This is a genomic window from Ruegeria sp. A3M17, assembly GCF_003318255.1.
Lineage (GTDB): Bacteria > Pseudomonadota > Alphaproteobacteria > Rhodobacterales > Rhodobacteraceae > Ruegeria.
The window spans coordinates 14,473-37,403 of record NZ_QOCF01000013.1 but is presented as its reverse complement, the minus strand read 5'-3'; the positions used below and the strand labels follow the sequence as shown (position 1 = coordinate 37,403).

Genomic DNA, 22,931 nt, shown 5'->3' with positions numbered 1-22,931 from the left:
GACTATGTTATTCGGACTTGATGGCGTCGAGATAGGCCTCATTATCGTATTCTTCTGCCTCTTTGGGGGTATCCTTTCCGGATTCCCGGTGGCCTTTGCCATCGGCGGGGCCGGTATCATCTCATTCGGGATCATCGCCGCGCTGGACAGTGCCGGACTGCTGATCCATCAGGCCATCGACACCGGCTCAACAGCCTATCGTGATCTGGTGAATTCCGGGGTCAAACCGGATGCCGTATCCATATTCCGATACCCGGAATTACCAAGGGTAGGCGAGGCGGTCTTCCCCGCAGGTTGGGAAACCGCGCTGGATCGCAACGTCTCGTTCATCGTGAACCGCATGAACGAACGTGTACTGGCGGGTCAGTCAATTGAGACATTGCTGGCCGTGTTGATGTTCGTTCTGATGGGCATCACGCTGGAGCGTTCGAAGATCGCGAACGATCTGCTGACAACAATGGCGCGTGTCTTTGGACCGCTGCCGGGTGGTCTGGCTGTGTCGATCGTGGTCGTGGGGGCATTCCTGGCGGCCTCGACCGGTATTGTTGGTGCAACCGTGGTAACCATGGGCCTGCTGGCGCTGCCGACCATGTTGCGCAACAACTACTCGCCTGAACTGGCGACGGGTGTGATTGCAGCTTCGGGCACGTTGGGGCAGATCATTCCGCCGTCCATTGTGATCGTTCTGTTGGGCACCTTGGCGGGTGATCTCTATTCGACCGCACAGGAGACACGCGCTCAGGACGCAGGCTGTACCGATGCGCTGACCTATCTGGGGGAACCGGCTGTGGTTTCGGTCGGTACGCTGTTTCAGGCCGCCCTGTTGCCTGGGATCATGCTGGCCTTGCTCTACGCGATTTATGCATTTTGCTATGCACTGCTGAACCCTGATAAGGCACCAGCGGTGCCGATGTCCGGCGGCAGTGGTGAGCCGATCACGCGCAGTGAAGGCCTGACATGGTTGCTTGGCGCACCTGTCGCCTTGATCGTTGGCGCAGTTCTGCTGGGCAGCTCGGGGGTCATTGGTAGCCAGAACATCAACGTCTCGGCGTTCTCGGATATCGGTGCGGGCGCGTCGCTGCGCACCAATGTGTCCGAGCAGTGCAAGGTGTCGATGATCGAACTGCACGGGCAATCCGCTTGGGATCAGGCCGTATCCGAGCAGGAAACGATTGATGCTGCAGGCGGTGTCACCAACGCCGAACGACTGAGCGAAGAGGCGCTGGTCGCGGCACGCGAGGCCAAGATCGCCGCTGCGGCGCCGATTGGCACTGGTGTTGCGGTGATTGTGGTTCTGTTGGGTCTGACACTGGTCATGGGCCGCGGCATTGCGCCGTCCAAACCGACGCAGCCGTTGATTCTGGGGGCTATCGGTCTGCTGCTGATGTTGCTGGTTGATGTTCTGTTGATTGCACCAACAACGTCTTCGGGGTTGACCTTTGTCCTTCTGGCTTTGCCCTTTGCCTTGGCAATGTACGGCTGCAAGGAGGCGGCAGCCCGATGTGCCACGAACGATCTGATCCGGGTGGTCTTTCCGCCATTGGTTCTGATCATCGCAGTACTTGGTTCAATCCTGGGCGGTGTGACCAACCCAACACCCGCGGCAGCACTTGGGGCGGGCGGAGCGATCATGCTGGCAGCCTATCGCAAGCTGCAGGATCAAGAACGCTCGGGCAAGGTGATCATCTGGGCCACTTTTGCCGTGATCATCGCGCTGCTGATGGGCGTGAATTTTGATCTGCGCATCAATCAGAGCAATGTAAACTTTGAGACCTGGGTCGCCTTCATAATTGCTTACGGTGCTTATCTGTATGCCCTGTTCGGTCTGCTGTTTGGGTGCTGGGTTCTGTTTACCAGCGGCGTTCTGACGCCGGTGGTGCGCGAAACGGCCAAGGTGACCTCGATGGTGTTCACCATCCTGATCGGATCGCAATTGCTGAACCTGGTGGTGATCTCGTTCGGAGGTGAGCACTATATTCAGCAGTTCCTGCGCAGCTTTGACAACGAGTTCACGGTCTTCCTGATCGTGATGCTGGTGCTGTTCATTCTGGGCTTCGTGCTGGACTTCCTTGAGATCATTTACATCGTGATCCCCATCGTGGGACCGGTGATCTATGGAGGCTCGTTCGATCCGAAATGGGTGACGATCATGGTGGCGGTGAACCTTCAGACGTCGTTCCTGACGCCGCCGTTCGGGTTTGCGCTGTTCTACCTCAGGGGTGTTGCACCCAAAGAGGTCACAACAGGCCACATCTATCGTGGGATCATTCCATTCGTGATCATTCAGGTGGTCGGGATTGCGATCCTGTGGTTCTTCCCGTCGATCGTGACCATCGTTCCGGATCTGATTCCGAATTGATGCGACGTTCATAACCAAATTGAAAAGGGGGCCTTTGGGCCCCCTTTGCTTTGGTGCTTGGGGGAAGGGGCGCTGCCCCTTCTTGGTCTGCGACCAATTCAACCCCGGGATATTTTTTGCCAGATGAAGTGCGGATCAGGTAAACTGGATCAGATCCCAGCGATTGCCGAACGGGTCGCGCCAGACGGCCACGATGCCATAGGGTTCATTGCGTGGGTCTTCTTCGAAATGGACGCCTGCTGTGACCATTGCGTTGTGGTCACGTTGGAAATTATCCGTTTGAAGGAAAAAGCCGACGCGCCCGCCGGTTTGGTTTCCAACTGCAGCGGTCTGGCTTGGGCCATCTGCCTTGGCCAGTAGCAGAGATGCGTCGCTCGAACCCGGCGGGGCAACCCGGACCCAGCGTTTGCCACCGCCGAGATCAACATCCTGCAGCAGGGTGAAACTGAGTGTTTGGGTATAGAAGGCGATCGCGTGGTCGTAGTCCGGCACCACGAGGGTGACGGCGAAGAGACTTTGGGGCATGGGATATCAGCCTTTGGTAGGGTGGCGGTCGGGCAGTTGGATGCTGGCAACCTGTTCCGCGATTGGCGCGGTGGACAAAGGGTGGCGGCTGGAATCCGTCAGTTCAGATGGGTTGTTTACGCTTATCCATTCGCCCTGGTAATAGGCCTCAAGCCCTGAGAAGCGCGCTTTATAGCCCATCTTGGGGCTGCCCGGCACCCAGTATCCGAGGTAGACATATGGCAACCCGGCTTCGCGCGCGATGTCGATGTGGTCGAGGATCATATACGTGCCCAGCGAGTTCTGCGGTTGCTGGGGAGTATAGAACGAGTAGACCATGCTGAGGCCGTCATCCAGGACATCCGTCAGGCTGACGCCGATCAGATCCCCGGTTTTGGGGTCGGCATATTCCACGACCCGGCTGCGGATCGGCGTTTCTTCGATCATCGCGGCGAATTCGAAAACGTCCATATCGGCCATTCCACCATCCGCGTGGCGGGTATCCAGGTAGCGGCGGAAGAGTTCGTATTGCTCGTCCGTGGCCCAGGGTGAGTTCGCCCGGCGTTGCAGGTACGCGTTGCGTTTTGCCGCGCGTTTCTGACTTTTGCTTGGGCGGAACGCCGTCACGTCGATCCGGGCCGACAGACAGGCCGCGCAATCGGAGCAGGACGGGCGGTACAACACGTTTTGCGATCGGCGAAACCCTTGTTGGGACAATGAGTTATTCAGCTGATCCGCACCTTCTCCCTGAAGGGCAGTGAACAATTTACGCTCCATCCTGCCCTCAAGGTAAGGGCAAGGCTGTGGGGCCGTCACATAGAATTGTGGCGCGATTGGCAGCGTGTGTCGCATGAACGTTCCGTGTTTCCTTGGACCGGATGATAACAACCGATCCTAAAACCGCCAAGTGATTCACGTCGTTGAATTTTTTACGCGCGCTGGTTGATCATGACAGTTGCAAGGAACGCATCGGTAAGTCCCTGGCCACGTGCGCTGGTCAGCATCATGATGACTGAGATGATTTGTATGACCGGAAAGGCCATGCTGACAAAATAACCGGCCGTGTGGGCCACTGCTTTGCCCAAATCCATCCGGGATCCGAATGAATCGCGCAGTTCGATCCCCATAAAGCGCATGCCCAGTGTGGCCGAGCCGTTGGCGATGGTAATCACACGATAGACGAAACTGACAACGGCATAGATCAGGGCCAGAAGGAAAAAGCCCAGACCAAAGGTCAGCAGGATGGCCACCGTACACAACAGCGAGATAAAGGCGATGTCGAACAGCCAGGCGATAAAACGCTTGGTCGCGACAGACTGGTAAAATTCTGGCTGTCGGTCTGGGTCGGGCAGGTGGGTCATATTCTGATTTCCGGCTGAGAATTTAGGACACCCTGTCCCGAATGTCGGGACAGGGCAAGGTCGGCTTAGGCGCGTTCGCCGTTTTCAGCCTCATCGTTGTTTTCACGGGCGCGTTCGTCCATGAACTGGTCAAACTCAGCCTTGTCCTTGGCATCGCGCAGGCGTCGCAGGAAAGACTCGAATTCCTGTTGTTCGCGCTCGAGCCGGGCCAGGGTGTCGGACTTGTAGGCGTCAAACGCGCTATTGCCGGATGGCTTCATCGCACTCATGTGGCTGTGCCAGGATTTGCGACGGCTGCAGGATTTGCTGAACATGCGTTTGCTCCAGATCATATAGGCAAGAAGAGCCAGGCCAACGGGCCAGAAAAAGATGAAACCAAGGACCATGGCGGCGATCCAGGCCCCTTTGCCCTTGTCATCCATCCAGGCTTCGGCACGAGAGAGCCACCCCGGATTTTGTGGGACGGCGTGGTCGGACAATGCGGTCATTTGGGTTCTCCGGGTTTGATGTAAATTGCGTTCACATTGTCTAGATGGGGACTGAAGCGGGGGTTGCAAGGGGTCGATGTAAAAATGATTTACATTTTGTAATTTGCGGTGGTTGACCTTGCTGTGGAACGGGCGCACTTTCCGCCTATGCAACATGTTGAAAATACGACACCTCCGACGCTGGATGAAATTCTAAACCTGGAAAAGCAGGTTTGGACCGCCCTGATGGAAGGCAATGCGGCCGCAGACCGGGCCTTGCTGAGCCCGGATTTCATGGGGGTTTATCCGACAGGGTTTGCGAACCGGGATGATCATGTGGGGCAGTTTGCCGACGCGCCGACGATGGCGCGCTATGAGCTAAGCGACACCCGGTTGCGGGTTTTGACGTCAGACATTGTTCTGCTGTCATACCGTGCCGAATATCAGCGACCCAAGGCTGAGGGTTGGGAGGCGATGCTAATCTCGTCGCTTTGGGAACGGCGGCATGACGTCTGGGTCAACAGTTTCAGTCAGGATACGCCCCTGGAGGGGAAATGACTGGGCCTCTTTCCATTCAGCGCCTGCCACGTGCATTCGATCAGTCGCTTGGCGATGATGCGCGCACGGCGGTCAGCGGCATTACATCCGAACAGGGCGAGTTGATCGCAGGGGCAGCAGGGTCCAGCCCTTATCTGAAAAACTTGATTGATCACGAAAACGATTGGTTGGCCCCAGCGCTGCAACACCCCGATCAAGCGCTGGCCGACGTTTTGCAGGCTGCGCGAATGCTCCCGCCGGATCAGTTGAAACCGGGGCTGCGGCTGGCCAAGCGTCGGATGGCGTTGCTGACCGCTCTGGCCGATCTGGCGGGCGCGTGGCCATTGGAAAAGGTGACCGCGGCGCTTACGGATTTTGGCGCGTTGGCGGCGGATGTGGCGGCCAAGGCCGAGATCGCCAACTTGATCCGACGCGGCAAGCTACCGGGCATGGGGCCGGACGACGTCGAAACCGCCGCGGGGATGATTATCCTGGCGATGGGCAAGATGGGTGCGTACGAGTTGAATTACAGTTCGGACATCGACCTGATCGTCCTGTTCGATGAGACCCGGTTTGATCCCAATGACTTCTACGAAGCGCGACAAGGCATGGTGCGAGCGACACGCAATTTCTGCGCCACGCTCAGCGACAAGACGGCGGATGGATATGTATTCCGCACTGATCTGCGCCTGCGCCCGGACCCAGCGGTAACGCCGGTCTGCATGGCGGCTGAGGCGGCCGAGCGGTACTATGAAAGCCTGGGCCGCACGTGGGAGCGCGCGGCCTATATAAAAGCACGCCCATGCGCTGGCGATATTGCGGCAGGACAATGGTTTCTGGATATGCTGCGGCCGTTTGTATGGCGACGACATCTGGATTTTGCTGCCATTCAGGACGCTCACGACATGCGCCTGCGCATACGTGAAAATAAGGGAACCGGCGGGGCACTGACCATTCCGGGTCATGACATGAAACTGGGGCAAGGCGGTATTCGCGAGATCGAATTCTTTACCCAGACCCGCCAGTTGATTGCCGGTGGGCGTGACCCTGACCTGCGCGTGCGCGGTACGGTGCCCGGATTGGCGGCGCTTGCCGAAAAAGGCTGGGTCCCGCAGGACGTGGCAGACAAGCTGACTGATCATTACCGCGCCCATCGTGAGGTCGAACACCGTATCCAGATGATCCATGACGCTCAGACCCACAAGGTTCCGCAATCGCCGGACGGTATCGAGCGCGTCGCTTGCCTGATGGGGGTCGACGTCGACGAACTGACCCGTGACCTGACCCACAGGCTGACCGAAGTGCACGAGCTGACCGAAGGCTTTTTTGCGCCCGGTTCCTCGACGCGCGCGCCAGTTGGCGAGGTGGATTTTGACCAGAACGTTCTGGCCCGCTGGACGACATATCCCGCACTGCGATCGCAACGCGGCGCGCGGATATTTGAACGTCTCAAGCCCGAGCTGCTATCGCGTTTGGCAAGAACGGCGCAACCGGACGAGGCGCTGCGGGCGCTGGATGGTTTTCTGTCAGGCTTGCCCGCCGGCGTTCAGCTGTTTTCACTGTTTGAGGCCAACCCCCAACTGATCGACCTGCTGATTGATATTGTCGGGACATCCCACGCACTGGCGGCGCATCTGTCGCGCAATGCATCGGTGTTTGATGCGGTGATCGGCGGGAGTTTCTTTAGCGACTGGCCGTGGCAGGCCACGCTGCAGGCGGATCTGCATCAGGCCCTTTCGGAAGAAGCGGATTACGAAAGCCAACTCGATCTGGCCCGCCGCTGGTGCAAAGAATGGCATTTCCGCGTGGGCGTTCATCACTTGCGTGGGCTGATTGATGGCGAACAGGCAGGGCAGCAATACGCTCAGCTTGCAAGTGCAGTCATTGCCGCGATCCTGCCGCGTGTGTCCGAACAGTTCGCCGGTAAACACGGTCCTGCACCGGGGCGCGGTGCAACCGTGCTGGGCATGGGGTCACTTGGGGCTGGGCGGATCAACTCGCAGTCCGATCTGGATATGATCGTGATCTATGACCCTCTGGATCAGGATATGTCCGAGGGGCCACGCCCATTGGCCACTCGCACTTATTACGCACGGTTTACGCAGGCGCTGATCACGGCCCTATCAGCGCCGATGTCGCAAGGGCGGCTGTATGAGGTCGATATGCGCCTGCGTCCGTCAGGCAATCAGGGGCCGGTGGCGACAAGTTGGGCCAGCTTTACCAACTATCAGCAGAACGAGGCCTGGGTCTGGGAACATCTCGCCTTGACGCGGGCCCGCGTGATCGCCGGAGACGATGGTCTGGCCAAAGATATCGAGGCGTTCCGCACAGACCTGCTGTCGCAACCGCGTGACCAGCAGAAGGCCCTGCGCGAAGTGGCCGAGATGCGCGCCCGCTTGGCCGCAGCCAAATCACCAGCGGGGATATGGGACGCCAAGAACGGCCCCGGCCGGATGATGGATATCGAGCTGATGGCTGAAACCGGGGCGCTGTTGTCAGGTGTGGTGCAACGCGATGTGCATTCCGGTTTAGACGGCGCCGCCGCTGCTGGTTTGTTGGACGTCGCTCAGGCGCAAACGCTGAAGGACTGCTACGACCTATGCTGGTCCGTACAATGCGCGGCGCGCTTGTTGTCCGGCAAGGTCATCGAAGCTGACAAGGTCGGCGAAGGCGGGTCTGCCTTCCTGTGCCGCGCGACTGGGTTTGAACAGGTTGAACAGCTGCAAAGCGCGCTGCAAGACAACTACAGCACGGCCGCTGAGATTATTGGCGGCGTGATCAGGGGCGAAGATGATGGCGCAGAGTAAAGATCCAAATGATCACAAAGGGTTGATCCGCGAAGCGTACCGGATCGAAGGCATCACATTGCCTGAATGCCGCAGCATTTTTCTGGACTGGGCGCTCAGCCTGCCTCCTGAACGGGACCAATCCCAGGCGTTGGTCGATCTTCATGCCGCCTATTCCGAGCAGGACGCTGATCACCCGATGACGCAAGTGCTGGCAGAGGGATTACAATCTGCCCAAGCGCCCAAGCGGCGGGGCGGTTGGCGGTCTCGCGACCGCTAGGGCTTTTCCCCAGTGGCGTTCGCGACTATGAGGGCGTCATGACCCAATCTGCCGATCATCCCCGTATCCGCCTGAAACCCAAAGCCAACGCACGTGGCCTGCGCCACGGTTTTCCTTGGGTATACGCCAATGACATCGTGACGGACCGTCGGACACGCAAGATCCCGGCAGGGGCACTGGCGGTGCTTGAGGATGACAAACGCGCGCCCATCGCGCTGGTTGCCGTGAACCCGGACTCCAAAATCATGTGCCGCGTTCTGGATCGCAATATTGAAGCCCAGCTCGACGTCGCGTGGTTCGAAACCCGCCTGCGCCGTGCGCTTGAGATGCGCGAACGTCTGTTCGAGGCACCCTATTATCGCCTGATCCACGCCGAAGCGGACGGCTTTCCCGGTGTCATCATCGACCGGTTTGGCGATGCCTGTGTGATCCAGCCCAACGCCGCGTGGGCCGAGGCGCATCTGGAAACTCTGACCGAAGCTCTGGTCACTGTCACCGGCGTGACAACCGTGCTCAAAAACGCCTCGGGCCGGACTCGAGGGTTGGAAGGTTTGGACGATGTGAACGTTACATTGCGCGGTACCGCGCCCGATGCGCCGTTGCCAGTGCCGATGAACGGCGCCACGTATATGGCCGATCTGACAGGCGGCCAAAAAACCGGTCTGTTCTATGATCAACGCCCGAACCATGCCTTCGCGGCGCGACTGGTCCAACCTGGCGCGCTGGTATTGGACGTCTTCAGCCACGTGGGTGGCTTCGGACTGGCCATGTTGGCCGGTGGCGCGGGGCAGGCGCTGTCCGTAGATGGATCTGCAGCCGCGCTGGACCTCGCGACCAAAGGGGCCGACGCCTCTGGTTTTGCTGACACGTTCCAAACCCGCCAAGGCGACGCCTTCGAGGTCCTGACCCAGTTAGGCGAAGAAGGTGCGCAATTCGACGTCGTCATCTGCGATCCGCCCGCCTTTGCCCCTTCCAGACAAGCGCTGGACGCGGGACTGCGCGCCTATGAACGTGTGTCCCGCTTGGCGGCAGCTTTGGTCAAACCCGGCGGCTATCTGGGCCTGTGCTCGTGTTCACACGCGGCCGATCTGGGCCGGTTCCGCGACGCGTCGTCTCGTGGGATTGGTCGGGCAGGGCGACAGGCGCAACTGATCCATACGGGCTTTGCCGGACCCGACCATCCACAACTCCCGCAACTGGCCGAAAGCGGCTATCTCAAAGCTGTGTTCTACCGGCTGTGAGAGCAGTTCTGGATACCTGCGTCATCTACCCCACGGTGATGCGAGAGATGCTGCTCGGCGCTGCCAAAATAGGCCATTTCACCCCCGTTTGGTCGGCGCGCATCCTCGAGGAATGGGCGCGCGCGGCCCGTAAGCTGGGCCCAACAGGCGAGGCTCAGGCCCGCGCCGAAATCGCACTGGCGCGAGCCAATTGGCCCAAAGCCGAGTTTCCTGCGGCAACCAATGTCGAACAGCGGCTCTGGCTGCCGGACAGCGCGGATATCCACGTTCTGGCAACGGCTGTTGCATCCTCGGCGGACGTGATCGTCACCGTTAATGCTAAGGATTTTCCCCGAAACATCCTATCCGAGGAAGGGCTGGACCGCCGCGATCCAGACGGTCTGCTGCACAGCTTCTGGCAATCCGATCCCGACGGTATGAGCGACACAGCCAACCGTGTCCTGGCCGAGGCCAACCGCCTGTCGGGCGACCAATGGACCCTGCGCCCGCTTATGAAAAAAGCCCGCCTCCCACGCTTGGGCAAAGCGCTCGCCGCGTAACCGGGATCCAGCTTCATCTGGCTAAAAATATCCCGGAGAGCGCGATAGGCTGGCCTCTCGCTGCCCATACATCAGCCACGATTCCAACGCTGCTCCAATGCCTCCAAAGCCGCGATCCGTTCGTCTGTTTTTGGATGGCTCATCAACCAGACGGGCACAACGCCTGCACGCTGCTGCGTCAGGTCTTCTAGCTTGTGAAACAGCGACTTCTGTGGCCCGATCCCGATCCCGGCTTTGGTCAGCAAAGCGGCGGCATATTCATCAGCCTCATATTCATCAGTGCGCGACAGGCGCGACGCCAACAGGTGTGTCAGCATATTGGCGATCCACGCGCCGATGAACGGGATAAAGCGGTTCAGCAGCATCATCAAAGCGGCCCGCAGCGCATTCTGCCCGGAAAAGTCGATCATCCGGCGGCGCGCATGCCCCAGTGCCACATGACCCAATTCATGCGCGATGACGCTGGCCATTTCCTCGGCGGAAACCTCGCCACTGCGAAATTTTCGGTAGAAGCCACGCGTGATGAAAATCCGTCCGTCCGGTGCCGCCAGACCGTTCACCGGGTCAATCTCATAGATGTAGACCGGCACCCGGTCGATCTCTAACGCTGCAGCCAGCCGGTCGGTCATGCGTTTCAAGGCAGGGTCGGCCAGTTCAGTTGATTTTGCATCCAGGTCCCTATGGGTGCGCCAGACGGAAATCCGGTACATCACAATGGCATAGGCAATCGCCAGCAGGATCGGGGTCAGACGTAGCATATTACAAATATGGTTCCCGGCAGGGGATTAAGCAACTGGCCCAGTGTCATTATCACCGGGTTGAACAACAGGATTGATGTCCGATGTTTCCAACGGCCCACAGGGCAACAGAAAATTGCAGCTGGCAACCCGTTTGAAGGCGATCAATCTGAGGTGAACAGGTGAAACACAGCGGCGGCCAGGCTTGCAGCAGGGCAGGTTGCGCCATAGCTTTTAATTTATGTGGTCATTTGCCGATATCCGCCCGGCCTATAGCAGGGCTGAACGTGTCAGTGATGGTGTTGTTCATGTCCTTGGCGTTGCAGCGGCTATTGTTGCCGTTCCGGCGCTGATCGCGTTGACCGCCTTATACCGGACCGAGCCTGCCGCTGTTCTTGGGGTCTCGGTCTACGGCTTCACGCTCATCCTGATGCTGTCGTTTTCGGCTTTGTACAATATGGTTCAGTCTGACCGATGGGGTGAGCTGCTGCGCCGCCTCGATCACTCGGGGATTTACGTCAAAATTGCAGGTACTTACACGCCGTTCATCTTGCTTTCCGGTGCCCCAATGACTGGGCTCATGATCGGTCTTTGGTCATCTGCGACCCTTGGATCAATCCTGAAAATGATCGACCCGCACCGGTTCCGTTGGTTCGGTTTGGCGCTGTATGTGTTGATGGGATGGGCGTCCGTTTGGGCAGGTCAATCACTACTCGCAGACTTGTCGCAACCAGTTGTGGCGCTGATGATCACCGGAGGCATCGTCTATACCGCGGGCATCGCCTTTTATCTTCTGGATTGGTTGCCGTTCCACAACACAATCTGGCATGTCTTCGTTCTGACAGGCAGCGTGTTGTTTTTCCTTGCGGTTTCGTTCCGCATTGCCTGGGCGCCGGTCCTGCAGATCTGACGGTCAGCGGGTCAGTTCCCGCATCCCCTGTTCCAAACCGGCCAGCGTCATCGGCACCATGCGGTCCTCGAAAACCTCGCGGATCATGCCGATGGAATGGGTGTATTCCCAGTACTTTTCCGGCACCGGGTTGATCCACAGATTTGATGTCCACTGCTCGCGTGCACGTTGCAGCCAGACCTGACCGGCTTCTTTGTTCCAATGTTCGTTCGCGCCGCCAGGATAGGCGATCTCATAAGGGCTCATCGAGGCGTCGCCGACGAAGATGCACTTGTAGTCTGAACCATAGGTGCGCAGTACTTCGTGGGTCGAGGTCTGCTGATCCCATCGGCGGTGATTGTCGCGCCAGACGCCTTCATACAGGCAGTTGTGAAAGTAGTAATATTCCAGATGCTTGAACTCGGTTCTTGCAGCGGAAAACAGCTCTTCGACAACCTTGATATGTGGGTCCATCGAGCCGCCCACATCCAGAAACAGCAGCACCTTGACTGCGTTATGGCGCTCGGGGCGGGTTTTGACGTCCAGATAGCCATGTTCGGCGGTGGCGCGGATGGTGCCGTCCAGATCTAGTTCCTCAGCCGCACCTTCGCGGGCCCAACGACGCAGGCGTTTCAGCGCGACCTTGATATTGCGCGTGCCCAGTTCAACCGTGTCGTCCAGGTTCTTGAATTCACGCTTGTCCCAGACCTTAACCGCGCGCTGATGGCGGCTTTCCTTCTGGCCGATCCGCACCCCTTCGGGGTTATAGCCATAGGCCCCGAAGGGCGATGTCCCGGCGGTGCCGATCCATTTGTTGCCACCCTGGTGACGACCTTCCTGATCCTTGAGACGCTCACGCAGCGTTTCCATCAGTTTTTCAAAGCCGCCCATGGCCTCGATCTCGGCTTTTTCTTCGTTCGACAGGTGTTTCTCGGCCATCTTGGCCAGCCATTCGGCAGGGATATCGACGGCTTCGAGTACCTGATCAAAGCTAATCTCTTCCAGACCTTTGAAGCTGGCGGCAAAGGCCTGGTCGAACTTGTCGATATTGCGCTCGTCCTTCACCATCGAAACGCGGGCGAGGTAGTAGAACGCCTCGACATCATAGGTGACCAGACCCTTTTTCATGCCTTCCAGAAAAGTCAGATACTCGCGCAGTGATACGGGAATGCCAGCTTTGCGGAGGTTTTCGAAAAAGGGCAGAAACATGCGTTAACCCACCAAACGAACCAGGATCAGGGATAGCACCAGACCTACAATGGCAAATGCGATGCCGTAACCGGCTGCATATTGGGCGATATCCGCGCCGCTGCCATTGCGTTTGCGAGCCTTCATCGCGCCAAGGATCGCCCCTAATAACGCCATTCCCAAAACTACGACCATGCGTTACCCGCCTCTGTTGTTGGTGGACGGACCTTCGGCAACTTCCTGCATCAGCGACCGGACCACGACTTTCGAGCCAAAGCCGTATCGCGCCCATGCCAGACTGTCCAGTCTGACGGTACGTGCCTGTTTCGGACGTCCGGCCTGATTGAGCGCTTCGGATTTCAACAGTAACAGAGTTGCCAATTGAGAGGCGTTTTCGGCCCGCGACATGACTGCAATTGCCTTGTCCAATTCGGGCAGGATCTCTGGTCCTTTTCCCTGCGAAAGCGCGAAGGCCGCGGTTTGCGTGGTCACATAAGCTTGATGAATTTCAGTTCCCGGAGCTGAGCGCAGAAATTGCATGGCAATTTCGTAGTGTCGGATCGCTTCTTGCGGATTGTCGAATTGCGCCATTCGGCCAAGAATATAATGCGGATATGCTCGCCGATGGTCGGTCCAGCCCTGTTCCTGTCCGATCTGAACCGCTCTTTCCGCGGCTTTCACGCGGTTGCGGGTGTTTGGCCTTGATCCAAGCGATTTTTGGACGGCGTTGATCCACTCACGCGGCGTGTCCGAAACAGGTTGCGCGGGCAAAGTGTCGCCGTGCGGATTCAGCCGGCTAAAAATGCCGGGCAGGACGGCCTGGACCTGTTCGCGCGTCATGCCGCTGCGCAGTTGGGGCGAGTAAGCCGTACGCAGGATCAGCATGTCAAAGCCGGTCAGAATGGTGTGGATGTTGTCGTCGTTGAACACAGAATCCGGCAGATGGTACAGATCATTCAGCGGCCCCAGTGCCTGCGCCAGTTCCTCGTGCAGGCAGTCGCGCTTTTCCTGCGGGCTGACGTCATAGGGAATGAAAATGCCCAGCCGTTCGCGGCTGCGCAGAGCCGTCCAGCTGCTTTTTCGCTTGCGACGGTCCTTACGGTATTCCTCAAAGCTGGACGCGTTGGGAACCACGAAGCACGCCGCCTGCGGCAGTATGCGCTGGATCTGCTCCTGGCTGACGGCCTCGATGGTGATATTGGCCTGGCCATCCGTTATTTGGCGAATGTCGATCTTGGCCTCGCGTTGCAGACGCGTCAACAACCGGGTCAGATCGCGCTGCATTGACGGTGTGGGCGATCCCGTAAGCCGAACGGTGACGGGACCCTCGAACCGGGTGAATACGGGCAGGGTGGCGCCGCCTTCTAGCGCGAAGTGCAGGGAAAGGAAATCGGACGCAATATTAGCGTTCGACCTAGCGGGTGGTCTTGGTCGGGTTGACGTGAACGCTTTGGCGGGCGGCAGGTTTGCCTCTATCGCCTTAACGCGTGTTGGCGGTTCAGGGGTGGTGACCGCGGTGCATCCGGCAACGGCAAAGCCAAACAGGACCGCAGCGACCCTGATCATGGGCGTTGATACCGGATAAAGGGCGTTTGCTTGCCAATCCGATCATAGAGCTTGCGCGCTGTGTGATTGAACTCTTGCGTCAGCCAATAGACGGACGGCGCGCCTCGCCGGTCTGCCTCGTCATAAACTGCCTGTATCAAGGCGCGACCAACGCCGGTTCCGCGCGCCTCGGGCCGGGCGAACAGGTCTTGCAGATAGCAAACGCTTTCCTCTTTCCACGCATGGCGGTGAAACAGGTAATGGGTCAGACCAATAAGATGCCCATCCGCTTCGGCCACGAAACAGGAAAAATCATTGAGATCATCCCCAAGCAACCGTGCGAAGGTGCTGTCAAATGTCTGCTCTGGCACTGTCGTTTCATAGAACGCCAGATAGTCGCGCCACATTCCGGCCCATTCGGCGCGGTCCTCGGGCTGCAACGCTCGGATATTGAGGGCGTCAGGCAAGCAATGGCTCCTATGTCGTCAGGTCGGAATGCCCGACAACGCCGGACGGTCTTATAACCAATGCTGACACCCGGCCCCCCGCATGGCAAGCGGGGATCACCAAGTGTTCAATATTCTCAGCGTTTGCTGCGCGCCATGAAGGCGAGACGTTCAAATAGGTGAACATCCTGTTCGTTTTTGAGCAGCGCGCCGTGCAACTTGGGCAACGCATTGGCCCCATCACGTTTGAGGTCCTCGGCGGTCAGGTCTTCGGCCAGCAACAGCTTGAGCCAGTCCAACACTTCCGAGGTCGACGGTTTCTTCTTCAACCCCTGCGTTTCACGGATTTCGTAAAACTGGGTCAGCGCTGTGGTCAGCAATGCATCCTTGATGCCCGGGTGGTGCACGTCGACGATCCGGCGCATGGTCGCCTCATCCGGGAAGCGGATGTAATGGAAGAAACAGCGCCGCAGGAACGCGTCGGGCAGTTCCTTTTCGTTGTTCGACGTAATGATCACAATCGGTCGGATTTTGGCTTTGATGGTGTCACCGGTTTCGTAGACGTGGAACTCCATCTTATCGAGCTCTTGCAGCAGGTCGTTGGGAAACTCGATATCGGCCTTGTCGATCTCGTCGATCAGCAGCACGACTTTCTCATCAGCTTCAAAGGCCTGCCACAGTTTGCCCTTGCGGATATAGTTCGACACGTCATGCACGCGCTCGTCGCCCAACTGGCTGTCGCGCAGTCGGCTAACCGCGTCATATTCATACAAGCCCTGCTGCGCGCGGGTGGTGGACTTGACGTTCCACTCGATCATCTTCAACCCCAGTGCGCCGGCGACCTGCTTGGCCAGTTCGGTCTTGCCGGTTCCGGGTTCACCCTTGACCAGCAGGGGACGTTCCAGCGTAACGGCGGCATTCACCGCAATTGTCAGGTCATCGGTGGCAACATATTCAGCTGTACCTTGGAAACGTGCGGTCATGGGCCCCTCATTCAATATCGCGCGGCATGTGTCCTTGGGGTTATAGCGGGGCGAAAAATTTGACAAGACAGGTCGCTGCGTCGCGCAGGGCGAAATTGATGTGCGACTCCAATGCCTTTGGTTGATTCGGGCGCTAACATAGGGCGCGACAATTTTGAGAGCGCCCCAAAAAAGCCTGCCAATTTTCACAGAAAAACAAGGATTTGTTGTTTTAAGTCTCATATTTAGACGACCTGAAACAGCACGCAGCCGGGCTAAGTTTCCATAGTGACATTCCCCCCGCTGTCGGATAAACGCTCCGCAGAAGGGGATTGCCGCATGTCAGGTGAAGCAAAGGTGACCGGCGTTGCAGGCCACACCGAGGGAGCAAAAATGAAGCAGGAAGTATTTCTGCCAGAGGATTATCGTCCAGCCGAAGACGAACCATTCATGAACGACAAGCAGTTAGAATATTTTCGTCGTAAGCTGCTGGATTGGAAAACCGAACTTTTGGCAGGCAGCCGCGATACGATCGAAGGGCTGCAGGACAACACTCGTAACATTCCGGACGTCGCAGACCGCGCAAGCGAGGAAACTGACCGTGCGCTGGAATTGCGGACACGTGATCGCCAGCGCAAGCTGGTGGCCAAGATTGACTCGGCCCTGCGTCGGATCGACGAAGGCGAATACGGATATTGCGAGAAGACGGGCGACCCGATTTCGCTGAAACGTCTTGATGCGCGCCCGATTGCGACCATGACGCTAGAGGCGCAGGAACGCCACGAGCGCCGCGAAAAGGTCCACCGCGACGATTGATCGCTGGAAAAATCAGAATTCTCAACCGCCGGGGCCTTTTGCTCCGGCGTTTTTGCTTTAAGCCAGTGATATGAATATCAACGGTCTGAAATTTGGCATCATCGGCGGTGGTATAGGTGGGATCGCTGCCGCTCTGGCGTTGCGGCAGCGCGGCGCTCAGGTCGTGGTTTTTGAGCAGGCCGCCGAATTGACCGAGGTCGGCGCGGGTTTGCAGATCAGCGCCAACGGAATGGTCGTACTGCGTGCCCTAAACGTTGTTGGTGAAACGCCCGAGGCGGGCCAGCGGTCCCACGGAACGGTGCTGCGGGACTATCGGGCAGGGCGGCCTGTCAGCGAGATACCGGCCCCAGCCGCTGGACCTACCTACTACTACCATCGTGCTGACCTGCTGGGATTGCTGCACAAAGCAGCGCTTCGGGACGGTGTCGAGTTTCGACTGGACGCACGAGTTGCCCAGGTGCGCAAACATCCCTCCGAAGCCGAGATTGTTCTGGAAGATGGTACAAACCTGCGCGTTGATTGTGCGATTGCCGCCGACGGTGGGCGAAGCACGATCCGCGCAGACCTGAACGGGCCCGAAGCGCCGGTATTCACGCATCAGGTGGCTTGGCGAGCGACGATTCCTTGGGCGCGTCGCGATCACAAACCCTGCGCCGTTCTGACCATGGGGCCGGGCCGGCATGTTGTAACGTATCCTCTGCGCGACCACACACTGATGAACATTGTTGCGATCGAGGAACGATCCGACTGGCAGGAAGAGGGGTGGCGCCGACGCGGTGACCCCGAGGAACTGCGCGCTCGATTTTCCGACTTTGGCGGCGCGGTCGGGGAAATTCTGGGGCAGATACAGGAACCCCACATCTGGGCGTTGTTTCTGCGACCCGTCGCAGAACGCTGGCAGAACGGGCGCGTTGCTTTGTTGGGGGATGCGGCCCACCCGACACTGCCCTTTATAGCGCAGGGTGCATGTCTTGCGCTTGAAGATGCGTGGGTCCTGGCCCGATCTTTTGATGACCAATCCGGGATAGAGCAGGCGCTGTCCACCTATGAAACCCGCCGTCACCGAAGGGCGCAGCGTGTGATTGCTGCAGCCGGGGCCAATGCCCGAAATTTCCACCTGCGCGGCCCGATGCGGCTGGCCGCACAGGCGGCTCTGATGGCGATAGGGCCACGATTGTCCCGGAAATACGATTGGATTTACAGCTACGACGCGACAGCTTGACCTTTTAAAGATCCAGATCGATCCAGACCGGGACATGGTCCGAGGGCTTTTCGTGCCCGCGTATCTCGGCATCAATCCTGCAATCGCGCAGCAAATCGGCGGCCTGCGGCGTGAGCAGGAAATGGTCGATACGAATCCCGTCATTGCGGTTCCATGCGCCGGCTTGGTAATCCCAGAACGAATAATGCTCGGGGCCTTGGGTTACGGCGCGGAACGCTTCGGTAAATCCAAGGTTCAGGATCTTGCGAAACGCCGCACGGCTTTCTGGCCGAAACAGAGCGTCCTCGCGCCACGCATCTGGACGTCTGGCGTCTTCGGCTTGGGGAATGATGTTATAGTCGCCGGCCATCAGCGCGGGCTCTTCGCTCGCCAGCAAATCGCGCGCGCGGTCATATAGTCGCTCCATCCAAGACAGCTTGTATTCGTATTTCGGACCCGGCACCGGGTTACCGTTCGGCAGGTACAGACCGCAGATCCGAAGGGCTTTTTTGCCAATGATGGTCGCCTCAATCCAACGGGCCTGCTCGTCCTCGTCGTCACCAGGAAGGCCCCGAGACACATCCTCAAGTGGCAGCTTGGACAGGATCGCCACACCGTTGAAGCTCTTTTGCCCGTGGGTTTCAACGCTATAGCCCCGCTCTTCAAACAGCTCGCGTGGGAAGTTTTCGTCGACCGACTTGATCTCTTGCAACAGCACCACATCCGGCTGGGCTTCATCCAGCCATCGGGGCAATGCCTCGGCCCGCGCTTTGATACCGTTGATGTTGAACGTGGCGATTTTCATGCGCGATCCTCCGAAGCCTTACGGCAACCTATCGCGCAGAACTGGCCCAGCGGCAAGGAGGATGGCGGGCTAGCGAGGCTCTGCCTCGCGCTCCGGGATATTTTTAGCCAGATGAAGATACGGATTTTTAACCAAATCGCGAGACAACACTCTTGCGGTACAGGCGGGGACGCCGATGATCGCGCCAGGTGAAGCTCTTCGGCCATTGCGTCGGAGAGCGGATCCCTTCTTCATCTGGCCAAAAATATCCTGGGGGTGTGGGGGCAAAGCCCCCATTGCCTGTTACATCGAAAACGAGGTTCCGCAGCCACACGAGGAAGTGGCGTTCGGATTTTCAATTACAAATCGCGCGCCGATCAGTTCTTGCGTAAAATCGATCACAGCATTTTCAAGAAACGGCAGTGAAACCGCGTCCACGATCACTTTTTGACCATTGCCTTCCAGGATCAGGTCGTCCGCTTTGGGCTCGTCAAGCGCAATTTCGTATTGAAATCCGGAACATCCGCCGCCTTCCACTGCGACGCGCAGGGCTTGCCCCTGATCGGCTGCACCGATCTCGGCGAGACGTTCAAAGGCGCGTTCTGTAACTGTGGGGGGCAGATTCATGCCAAACTCCAAAGGTTTATTTCCTTTACGCCTTACAATATAGAAAGTGCAAGGACAGGCGACAAGGACAAGGCCTTTGAACATAGCGGGTTTTGCCTCGAACCCAGGCCGCGCCAGGGGGCGGCTTGTGCCAGAGGAAGAAAGCAGTTTCCGGTCATGCTTTCAACGCGACAGGGACCGGATCATTCACGCCAGCGCGTTTCGGCGGCTTAAGCACAAGACACAAGTGTTTGTTGAGCACGAGGGCGACAGCTATCGCACGCGCCTGACCCATTCCATCGAAGTTGCACAGGTCGCACGAACAATCGCCGGGGCTTTGGGCTTGAACGGTGAACTGACCGAGGCCGTGGCGTTGGCGCATGATCTGGGACACACACCGTTCGGACATACGGGCGAAGATGCCCTACATGTGCTCATGGAGCCTTACGGCGGATTTGACCACAACGCACAGGCCATTCGCATCGTCACTAAGCTGGAACGCCACTATGCCGAGTTTGACGGATGCAACCTGACATGGGAGTGCCTAGAGGGGATTGCCAAGCATAACGGGCCGGTCACCGGTGATTTGCCGTGGGCGCTGGCCGAGTGCAACGCGGGTTTCGATCTGGAGCTGTACACTCATGCCAGTGCCGAAGCACAAGTTGCCGCCCTTTCGGATGATATAGCCTATAACAACCATGACCTGTTGGACGGGTTGAGGGCGGGTCTGTTCACGGATGATGAAATCGGGCAATTGCCTATCGTCGGTGACTGCTATGCCGAGGTGGATCGGAGATATCCGGGTTTGGATTCTTATCGGCGCCGGCATGAGGCGCTGCGCCGTGTTTTTGGCGTTATGGTTTCCGATGTGATTGTCACGTCGCGTGGGCTGATCACGAGTTCGGGCGCGGAGACCGTCGAGGAAATTCGCAATCTTGGTTATCCGGTGATCCAGTTCTCGGGTGGATTGTGGGCGCAACTCAGGGAAATCCGCGCCTTTTTGTTCAAGCAGATGTACCGCGCGCCCAGCGTCATGGATGTGCGCGCCGAGGTCAGCAAGATCGTCGAAGATCTGTTCCCAATCTATCTGAACAATCCGAAGCAGATGCCCACCCGGTGGCATGACGATATTGAGGCAGCCAGAGATGAAACCGCGCTGGCGCGGATCGTCTCGGATTACATTGCGGGTATGACCGACCGATTTGCCCTGCAGGATCATGCAAGGCTGGCTGGTGCTTGATCACTCGACCCCGATGTAAGCCAACGCCCAGACCTGCTGGCCCGACTGTTCGGCGGCCAAGTCGGGGTCATCGGTCGGGGGGAAGACGATCATAGTGGGTCCATAGCCGCCAACGCCCATCGGTGAGCCGTCGGCATGGGTCGCGACAATGGGTTGATGGGCGGTGATGCTGTCCCAAGGAATTTCAGACTGATAGCCATCCATGGCCATTGGCTTGGCGGTTTTTCCTTCAGCCCCGGCCATGATCAACAGGTCCGACAGGCGTGGCCCGGAAAAGGCGATGTCACGCTGATTGTCTTCCGGGCCGTAAGGAATAGTGATTTCAACCTGTTCCAGACCGTCCAGCATGGATGCGTCAAACCCTGCCGCGCCGTCGTGCTGAACCTCCAAGTATCCCAGCAGACCGCCATCGTTTTCGCCGCGGGCTGGCAGGTTGGTTTCCGTGACCGCTCCGCCAAGGGTCAAAAGTACATGGCCTTGCGGTTCAGGCATGTCGGCCCAAAGCGGCAGGGCAGAGGTCAGAACAAAAGCGAGGGGCAGGGCAAGGCGCATGGGGGGTGTCTCCGGCTTGAATTTCCACCGACGTTAGCTGAGTCTGCCGCTAATCCAAGCCCAAACTGATCGCTTCCATTGACCTTGCCGCTTTGCGTGGTAAACCGCCGAGCAAGCAAAAGGACATCCGAAATGAACCTGTTTTCCGAGATCCGCGGCCTCGTGCTGGACGCGCTGGCACAGATGCAGTCCGAAGGCGCATTGCCCGAGGGGCTGAGTTTTGACAACGTGGCAGTCGAACCGCCGCGCGATGCGGCGCATGGCGACATGGCAACCAACGCCGCAATGGTGTTGGCGAAACCGGCCAAGATGAAACCGCGCGACATTGCCGATGTGCTGGCCGGGAAATTGGCCGCGGATGATCGGATCACCAGTGCCGAAGTTGCCGGACCGGGCTTTTTGAACCTGCGGCTTGCAGCATCGGTGTGGCAGGGTGTGTTGGCAGCGGTGTTGGAACAGGGCACTGATTATGGCCGCTCGTCCATGGGGCATGGCCAGAAGGTCAACGTGGAGTACGTGTCCGCGAACCCCACTGGGCCACTTCATGTGGGCCATACACGTGGTGCCGTGTTTGGTGACGCTCTGGCGAGCCTGTTGGCGTATTCGGGCCATGACGTGACCCGTGAATATTACATCAACGACGGGGGCGCGCAGGTGGATGTACTGGCGCGGTCCGCGTATGAGCGCTATCGCGAGGCCAACGGTCTGAGCCCCGAGATCGCCGAGGGGCTGTACCCCGGTGACTATCTGATCCCGATTGGTGAGGCGCTGAAAGAGAAATACGGCGACAGCCTGATCGACAAGCCGGAAAGCGACTGGCTGGAAGACCTGCGCGAGTTTTCGACCGACGCAATGATGGATCTGATCCGCGCCGACCTGAAGGCGTTGGGTGTCGAGATGGACGTGTTCTATTCCGAAAAATCGCTTTATGGCACCGGTAAGATCGAGGCTGCGCTTAAGTCCCTGACCGATAAGGGCCTGATCTACGAAGGCGTGCTGGAACCACCCAAAGGCAAAAAGCCCGAGGATTGGGAGCCGCGCGAACAGACCTTGTTCAAATCGACCGAACATGGCGATGACGTCGACCGCCCGGTTAAGAAATCGGATGGTAGCTGGACCTATTTCGCCCCCGATATCGCCTATCACTATGACAAGGTGACCCGTGGCTTTGATGCACTGATCGACGTGTTCGGCGCGGATCACGGTGGTTATGTCAAGCGGATGAAAGCGGCTGTTTCAGCTCTGTCCGATGGAAAGGTGCCACTTGATATCAAGCTGACCCAGTTGGTGAAGCTATGGAAGAATGGCGAGCCGTTCAAGATGTCCAAGCGGGCAGGGAACTTTGTCACCCTGCGCGATGTGGTAGATCAGGTTGGCCCGGACGTGACTCGGTTCGTGATGCTGACCCGCAAGAACGACGCGCCGTTGGATTTCGATTTCGACAAGGTGTTGGAACAAAGCCGCGAGAATCCTGTGTTCTACGTGCAATACGCCCATGCCCGTGTCATGAGCGTGCTGCGCCGTGCCGCTGAGGCGGATATCACTACGGATGACGCGACCCTCAAAGGTGCTGACCTGGGCAAGATCGACCATGCCTCAGAGCTGACGGTGGCCAAAAAGCTGGCCGAATGGCCGCGTCTGATCGAAATTGCCGCACGTACCAATGAACCGCATCGGGTTGCCTTTTACCTGTATGAGCTGGCGGGTGACTTCCACGCGCTATGGAATAAGGGCAACGATGAAACGCAACTGCGATTCATTCAGGATGGCGATGTTGCCACAAGCCAATCAAAAATCGCATTGGCCCGGGCCGTTTCTGTTGTGATTTCAGCGGGCTTGGGTATTCTTGGCGTCACTCCGGCGCAGGAGATGCGGTAACTAACACCGCCCG

Annotated in this window: 24 protein-coding genes; 11 read left to right on the top strand and 13 right to left on the bottom strand. The window is 58.3% G+C overall.

The features are described from left to right. Nucleotides 1-4 precede the first annotated feature (4 nt). On the top strand, nt 5-2,359 hold the full coding sequence (locus tag DS906_RS06750) for a TRAP transporter large permease subunit (RefSeq protein WP_113789448.1): 2,355 nt from the start codon (nt 5-7) through the stop codon (nt 2,357-2,359). A 135-nt stretch (nt 2,360-2,494) separates the two neighbouring features. Here the strand turns inward: DS906_RS06750 and DS906_RS06745 are convergent, their stop codons facing one another. The 4 genes from DS906_RS06745 to DS906_RS06730 all read right to left on the bottom strand — a co-directional run bounded on the left by DS906_RS06745 (nt 2,495) and on the right by DS906_RS06730 (nt 4,712). Then, on the bottom strand, nt 2,495-2,884 hold the full coding sequence (locus DS906_RS06745; protein WP_113789447.1) for a VOC family protein: 390 nt from the start codon (nt 2,882-2,884) through the stop codon (nt 2,495-2,497). 6 nt (nt 2,885-2,890) lie between these two features. Further along, nucleotides 2,891-3,715, bottom strand: coding sequence for an arginyltransferase (locus DS906_RS06740; RefSeq protein WP_113789446.1), 825 nt, complete (start codon nt 3,713-3,715; stop codon nt 2,891-2,893). 77 nt (nt 3,716-3,792) lie between these two features. Beyond that, complete coding sequence (locus DS906_RS06735) at nt 3,793-4,224, bottom strand: RDD family protein (protein ID WP_113789445.1); 432 nt, start codon at nt 4,222-4,224, stop codon at nt 3,793-3,795. 65 nt (nt 4,225-4,289) lie between these two features. Further along, nucleotides 4,290-4,712: a DUF2852 domain-containing protein gene (locus DS906_RS06730; RefSeq protein ID WP_108858373.1), complete on the bottom strand. Its 423-nt coding sequence runs from the start codon at nt 4,710-4,712 to the stop codon at nt 4,290-4,292. Between the two features lie 147 nt (nt 4,713-4,859). Between DS906_RS06730 and DS906_RS06725 the strand changes: the two genes are divergently transcribed. From DS906_RS06725 to DS906_RS06705, 5 genes are read left to right on the top strand one after another with little or no spacing between them, the layout of a single operon-like run. Further along, nucleotides 4,860-5,249: a nuclear transport factor 2 family protein gene (locus DS906_RS06725; RefSeq protein ID WP_233494715.1), complete on the top strand. Its 390-nt coding sequence runs from the start codon at nt 4,860-4,862 to the stop codon at nt 5,247-5,249. Next, the gene (locus DS906_RS06720) at nt 5,246-8,035 is read left to right on the top strand and encodes a glutamine-synthetase adenylyltransferase (RefSeq protein WP_113789443.1); all 2,790 of its coding nucleotides are present in this window, start codon (nt 5,246-5,248) and stop codon (nt 8,033-8,035) included. The genes DS906_RS06725 and DS906_RS06720 overlap by 4 nt, the downstream gene beginning before the upstream one ends. Further along, a complete protein-coding gene (locus DS906_RS06715) occupies nt 8,022-8,294 on the top strand; it encodes a hypothetical protein (protein ID WP_113789442.1) in 273 nt (90 codons plus the stop codon). Before DS906_RS06720 ends, DS906_RS06715 begins: the two co-directional genes overlap by 14 nt. Nucleotides 8,295-8,332: 38 nt before the next feature. Then, nucleotides 8,333-9,535: an RSP_2647 family RNA methyltransferase gene (locus DS906_RS06710; protein ID WP_113789441.1), complete on the top strand. Its 1,203-nt coding sequence runs from the start codon at nt 8,333-8,335 to the stop codon at nt 9,533-9,535. Next, nucleotides 9,532-10,074 carry an RSP_2648 family PIN domain-containing protein gene (locus DS906_RS06705; RefSeq protein ID WP_113789440.1) on the top strand — a complete coding sequence of 181 codons (543 nt, stop codon included), beginning with the start codon at nt 9,532-9,534 and terminating at the stop codon, nt 10,072-10,074. The genes DS906_RS06710 and DS906_RS06705 overlap by 4 nt, the downstream gene beginning before the upstream one ends. Before the next feature lie 71 nt (nt 10,075-10,145). Here the strand turns inward: DS906_RS06705 and DS906_RS06700 are convergent, their stop codons facing one another. Then, nucleotides 10,146-10,832 carry a M48 family metallopeptidase gene (locus tag DS906_RS06700; protein WP_113789439.1) on the bottom strand — a complete coding sequence of 229 codons (687 nt, stop codon included), beginning with the start codon at nt 10,830-10,832 and terminating at the stop codon, nt 10,146-10,148. A gap of 220 nt (nt 10,833-11,052) precedes the next feature. Between DS906_RS06700 and DS906_RS06695 the strand changes: the two genes are divergently transcribed. After that, nucleotides 11,053-11,721 carry a hemolysin III family protein gene (locus DS906_RS06695; protein ID WP_113789438.1) on the top strand — a complete coding sequence of 223 codons (669 nt, stop codon included), beginning with the start codon at nt 11,053-11,055 and terminating at the stop codon, nt 11,719-11,721. A gap of 3 nt (nt 11,722-11,724) precedes the next feature. On the opposite strand, the gene DS906_RS06690 is transcribed toward DS906_RS06695, so the two are convergent. From DS906_RS06690 to DS906_RS06675, 5 genes are all read right to left on the bottom strand, one after another. Next, nucleotides 11,725-12,909 (bottom strand): VWA domain-containing protein, encoded by a 1,185-nt coding sequence (locus DS906_RS06690; RefSeq protein ID WP_113789437.1) that lies wholly within the window; start codon nt 12,907-12,909, stop codon nt 11,725-11,727. A 3-nt stretch (nt 12,910-12,912) separates the two neighbouring features. Further along, nucleotides 12,913-13,083 (bottom strand): hypothetical protein, encoded by a 171-nt coding sequence (locus DS906_RS22275; RefSeq protein WP_186437468.1) that lies wholly within the window; start codon nt 13,081-13,083, stop codon nt 12,913-12,915. A gap of 3 nt (nt 13,084-13,086) precedes the next feature. Continuing rightward, nucleotides 13,087-14,454, bottom strand: a complete 1,368-nt coding sequence (locus DS906_RS06685) for a DUF2927 domain-containing protein (protein ID WP_113789436.1) — start codon at nt 14,452-14,454, stop codon at nt 13,087-13,089. Continuing rightward, entirely contained in the window at nt 14,451-14,900 is a 450-nt protein-coding gene (locus tag DS906_RS06680) for an N-acetyltransferase family protein (protein WP_369934225.1), read from the bottom strand. Before DS906_RS06680 ends, DS906_RS06685 begins: the two co-directional genes overlap by 4 nt. A gap of 116 nt (nt 14,901-15,016) precedes the next feature. Beyond that, nucleotides 15,017-15,862 carry a MoxR family ATPase gene (locus tag DS906_RS06675; RefSeq protein WP_113789434.1) on the bottom strand — a complete coding sequence of 282 codons (846 nt, stop codon included), beginning with the start codon at nt 15,860-15,862 and terminating at the stop codon, nt 15,017-15,019. Nucleotides 15,863-16,234: 372 nt separating this feature from the next. Between DS906_RS06675 and dksA the strand changes: the two genes are divergently transcribed. Both dksA and DS906_RS06665 read left to right on the top strand, forming a co-directional pair. After that, entirely contained in the window at nt 16,235-16,657 is a 423-nt protein-coding gene (gene dksA / locus DS906_RS06670) for an RNA polymerase-binding protein DksA (protein ID WP_058274529.1), read from the top strand. Nucleotides 16,658-16,727: 70 nt separating this feature from the next. After that, nucleotides 16,728-17,879 (top strand): FAD-dependent monooxygenase, encoded by a 1,152-nt coding sequence (locus DS906_RS06665; RefSeq protein ID WP_113789433.1) that lies wholly within the window; start codon nt 16,728-16,730, stop codon nt 17,877-17,879. A gap of 4 nt (nt 17,880-17,883) precedes the next feature. On the opposite strand, the gene xth is transcribed toward DS906_RS06665, so the two are convergent. Beyond that, a complete protein-coding gene (xth, locus tag DS906_RS06660) occupies nt 17,884-18,663 on the bottom strand; it encodes an exodeoxyribonuclease III (RefSeq protein ID WP_113789432.1) in 780 nt (259 codons plus the stop codon). A 282-nt stretch (nt 18,664-18,945) separates the two neighbouring features. Then, nucleotides 18,946-19,269: an iron-sulfur cluster assembly accessory protein gene (locus tag DS906_RS06655; protein ID WP_113789431.1), complete on the bottom strand. Its 324-nt coding sequence runs from the start codon at nt 19,267-19,269 to the stop codon at nt 18,946-18,948. A gap of 76 nt (nt 19,270-19,345) precedes the next feature. On the opposite strand from DS906_RS06655, the gene DS906_RS06650 reads away from it, so the two are divergent. Then, nucleotides 19,346-20,488, top strand: a complete 1,143-nt coding sequence (locus tag DS906_RS06650; RefSeq protein WP_113789430.1) for a deoxyguanosinetriphosphate triphosphohydrolase — start codon at nt 19,346-19,348, stop codon at nt 20,486-20,488. Here the strand turns inward: DS906_RS06650 and DS906_RS06645 are convergent, their stop codons facing one another. Beyond that, nucleotides 20,489-21,040, bottom strand: a complete 552-nt coding sequence (locus DS906_RS06645) for a hypothetical protein (RefSeq protein WP_113789429.1) — start codon at nt 21,038-21,040, stop codon at nt 20,489-20,491. Nucleotides 21,041-21,172: 132 nt separating this feature from the next. Between DS906_RS06645 and argS the strand changes: the two genes are divergently transcribed. Further along, entirely contained in the window at nt 21,173-22,918 is a 1,746-nt protein-coding gene (gene argS, locus DS906_RS06640) for an arginine--tRNA ligase (protein WP_113789428.1), read from the top strand. The last annotated feature ends 13 nt before the right edge of the window (nt 22,919-22,931 follow it).

Excerpts from the sequence above, each read along its gene's own strand:
- DS906_RS06750 (WP_113789448.1), top strand. The coding sequence starts at position 5 with ATGTTATTCGGACTTGATGGCGTCGAGATAGGCCTCATTATCGTATTC.
- DS906_RS06745 (WP_113789447.1), bottom strand. The coding sequence starts at position 2,884 with ATGCCCCAAAGTCTCTTCGCCGTCACCCTCGTGGTGCCGGACTACGAC.
- DS906_RS06740 (WP_113789446.1), bottom strand. The coding sequence starts at position 3,715 with ATGCGACACACGCTGCCAATCGCGCCACAATTCTATGTGACGGCCCCA.
- DS906_RS06735 (WP_113789445.1), bottom strand. The coding sequence starts at position 4,224 with ATGACCCACCTGCCCGACCCAGACCGACAGCCAGAATTTTACCAGTCT.
- DS906_RS06730 (WP_108858373.1), bottom strand. The coding sequence starts at position 4,712 with ATGACCGCATTGTCCGACCACGCCGTCCCACAAAATCCGGGGTGGCTC.
- DS906_RS06725 (WP_233494715.1), top strand. The coding sequence starts at position 4,860 with ATGCAACATGTTGAAAATACGACACCTCCGACGCTGGATGAAATTCTA.
- DS906_RS06720 (WP_113789443.1), top strand. The coding sequence starts at position 5,246 with ATGACTGGGCCTCTTTCCATTCAGCGCCTGCCACGTGCATTCGATCAG.
- DS906_RS06715 (WP_113789442.1), top strand. The coding sequence starts at position 8,022 with ATGGCGCAGAGTAAAGATCCAAATGATCACAAAGGGTTGATCCGCGAA.
- DS906_RS06710 (WP_113789441.1), top strand. The coding sequence starts at position 8,333 with ATGACCCAATCTGCCGATCATCCCCGTATCCGCCTGAAACCCAAAGCC.
- DS906_RS06700 (WP_113789439.1), bottom strand. The coding sequence starts at position 10,832 with ATGCTACGTCTGACCCCGATCCTGCTGGCGATTGCCTATGCCATTGTG.
- DS906_RS06695 (WP_113789438.1), top strand. The coding sequence starts at position 11,053 with ATGTGGTCATTTGCCGATATCCGCCCGGCCTATAGCAGGGCTGAACGT.
- DS906_RS06690 (WP_113789437.1), bottom strand. The coding sequence starts at position 12,909 with ATGTTTCTGCCCTTTTTCGAAAACCTCCGCAAAGCTGGCATTCCCGTA.
- DS906_RS22275 (WP_186437468.1), bottom strand. The coding sequence starts at position 13,083 with ATGGTCGTAGTTTTGGGAATGGCGTTATTAGGGGCGATCCTTGGCGCG.
- DS906_RS06685 (WP_113789436.1), bottom strand. The coding sequence starts at position 14,454 with ATGATCAGGGTCGCTGCGGTCCTGTTTGGCTTTGCCGTTGCCGGATGC.
- DS906_RS06675 (WP_113789434.1), bottom strand. The coding sequence starts at position 15,862 with ATGACCGCACGTTTCCAAGGTACAGCTGAATATGTTGCCACCGATGAC.
- dksA (WP_058274529.1), top strand. The coding sequence starts at position 16,235 with ATGAAGCAGGAAGTATTTCTGCCAGAGGATTATCGTCCAGCCGAAGAC.
- DS906_RS06665 (WP_113789433.1), top strand. The coding sequence starts at position 16,728 with ATGAATATCAACGGTCTGAAATTTGGCATCATCGGCGGTGGTATAGGT.
- xth (WP_113789432.1), bottom strand. The coding sequence starts at position 18,663 with ATGAAAATCGCCACGTTCAACATCAACGGTATCAAAGCGCGGGCCGAG.
- DS906_RS06655 (WP_113789431.1), bottom strand. The coding sequence starts at position 19,269 with ATGAATCTGCCCCCCACAGTTACAGAACGCGCCTTTGAACGTCTCGCC.
- DS906_RS06645 (WP_113789429.1), bottom strand. The coding sequence starts at position 21,040 with ATGCGCCTTGCCCTGCCCCTCGCTTTTGTTCTGACCTCTGCCCTGCCG.
- argS (WP_113789428.1), top strand. The coding sequence starts at position 21,173 with ATGAACCTGTTTTCCGAGATCCGCGGCCTCGTGCTGGACGCGCTGGCA.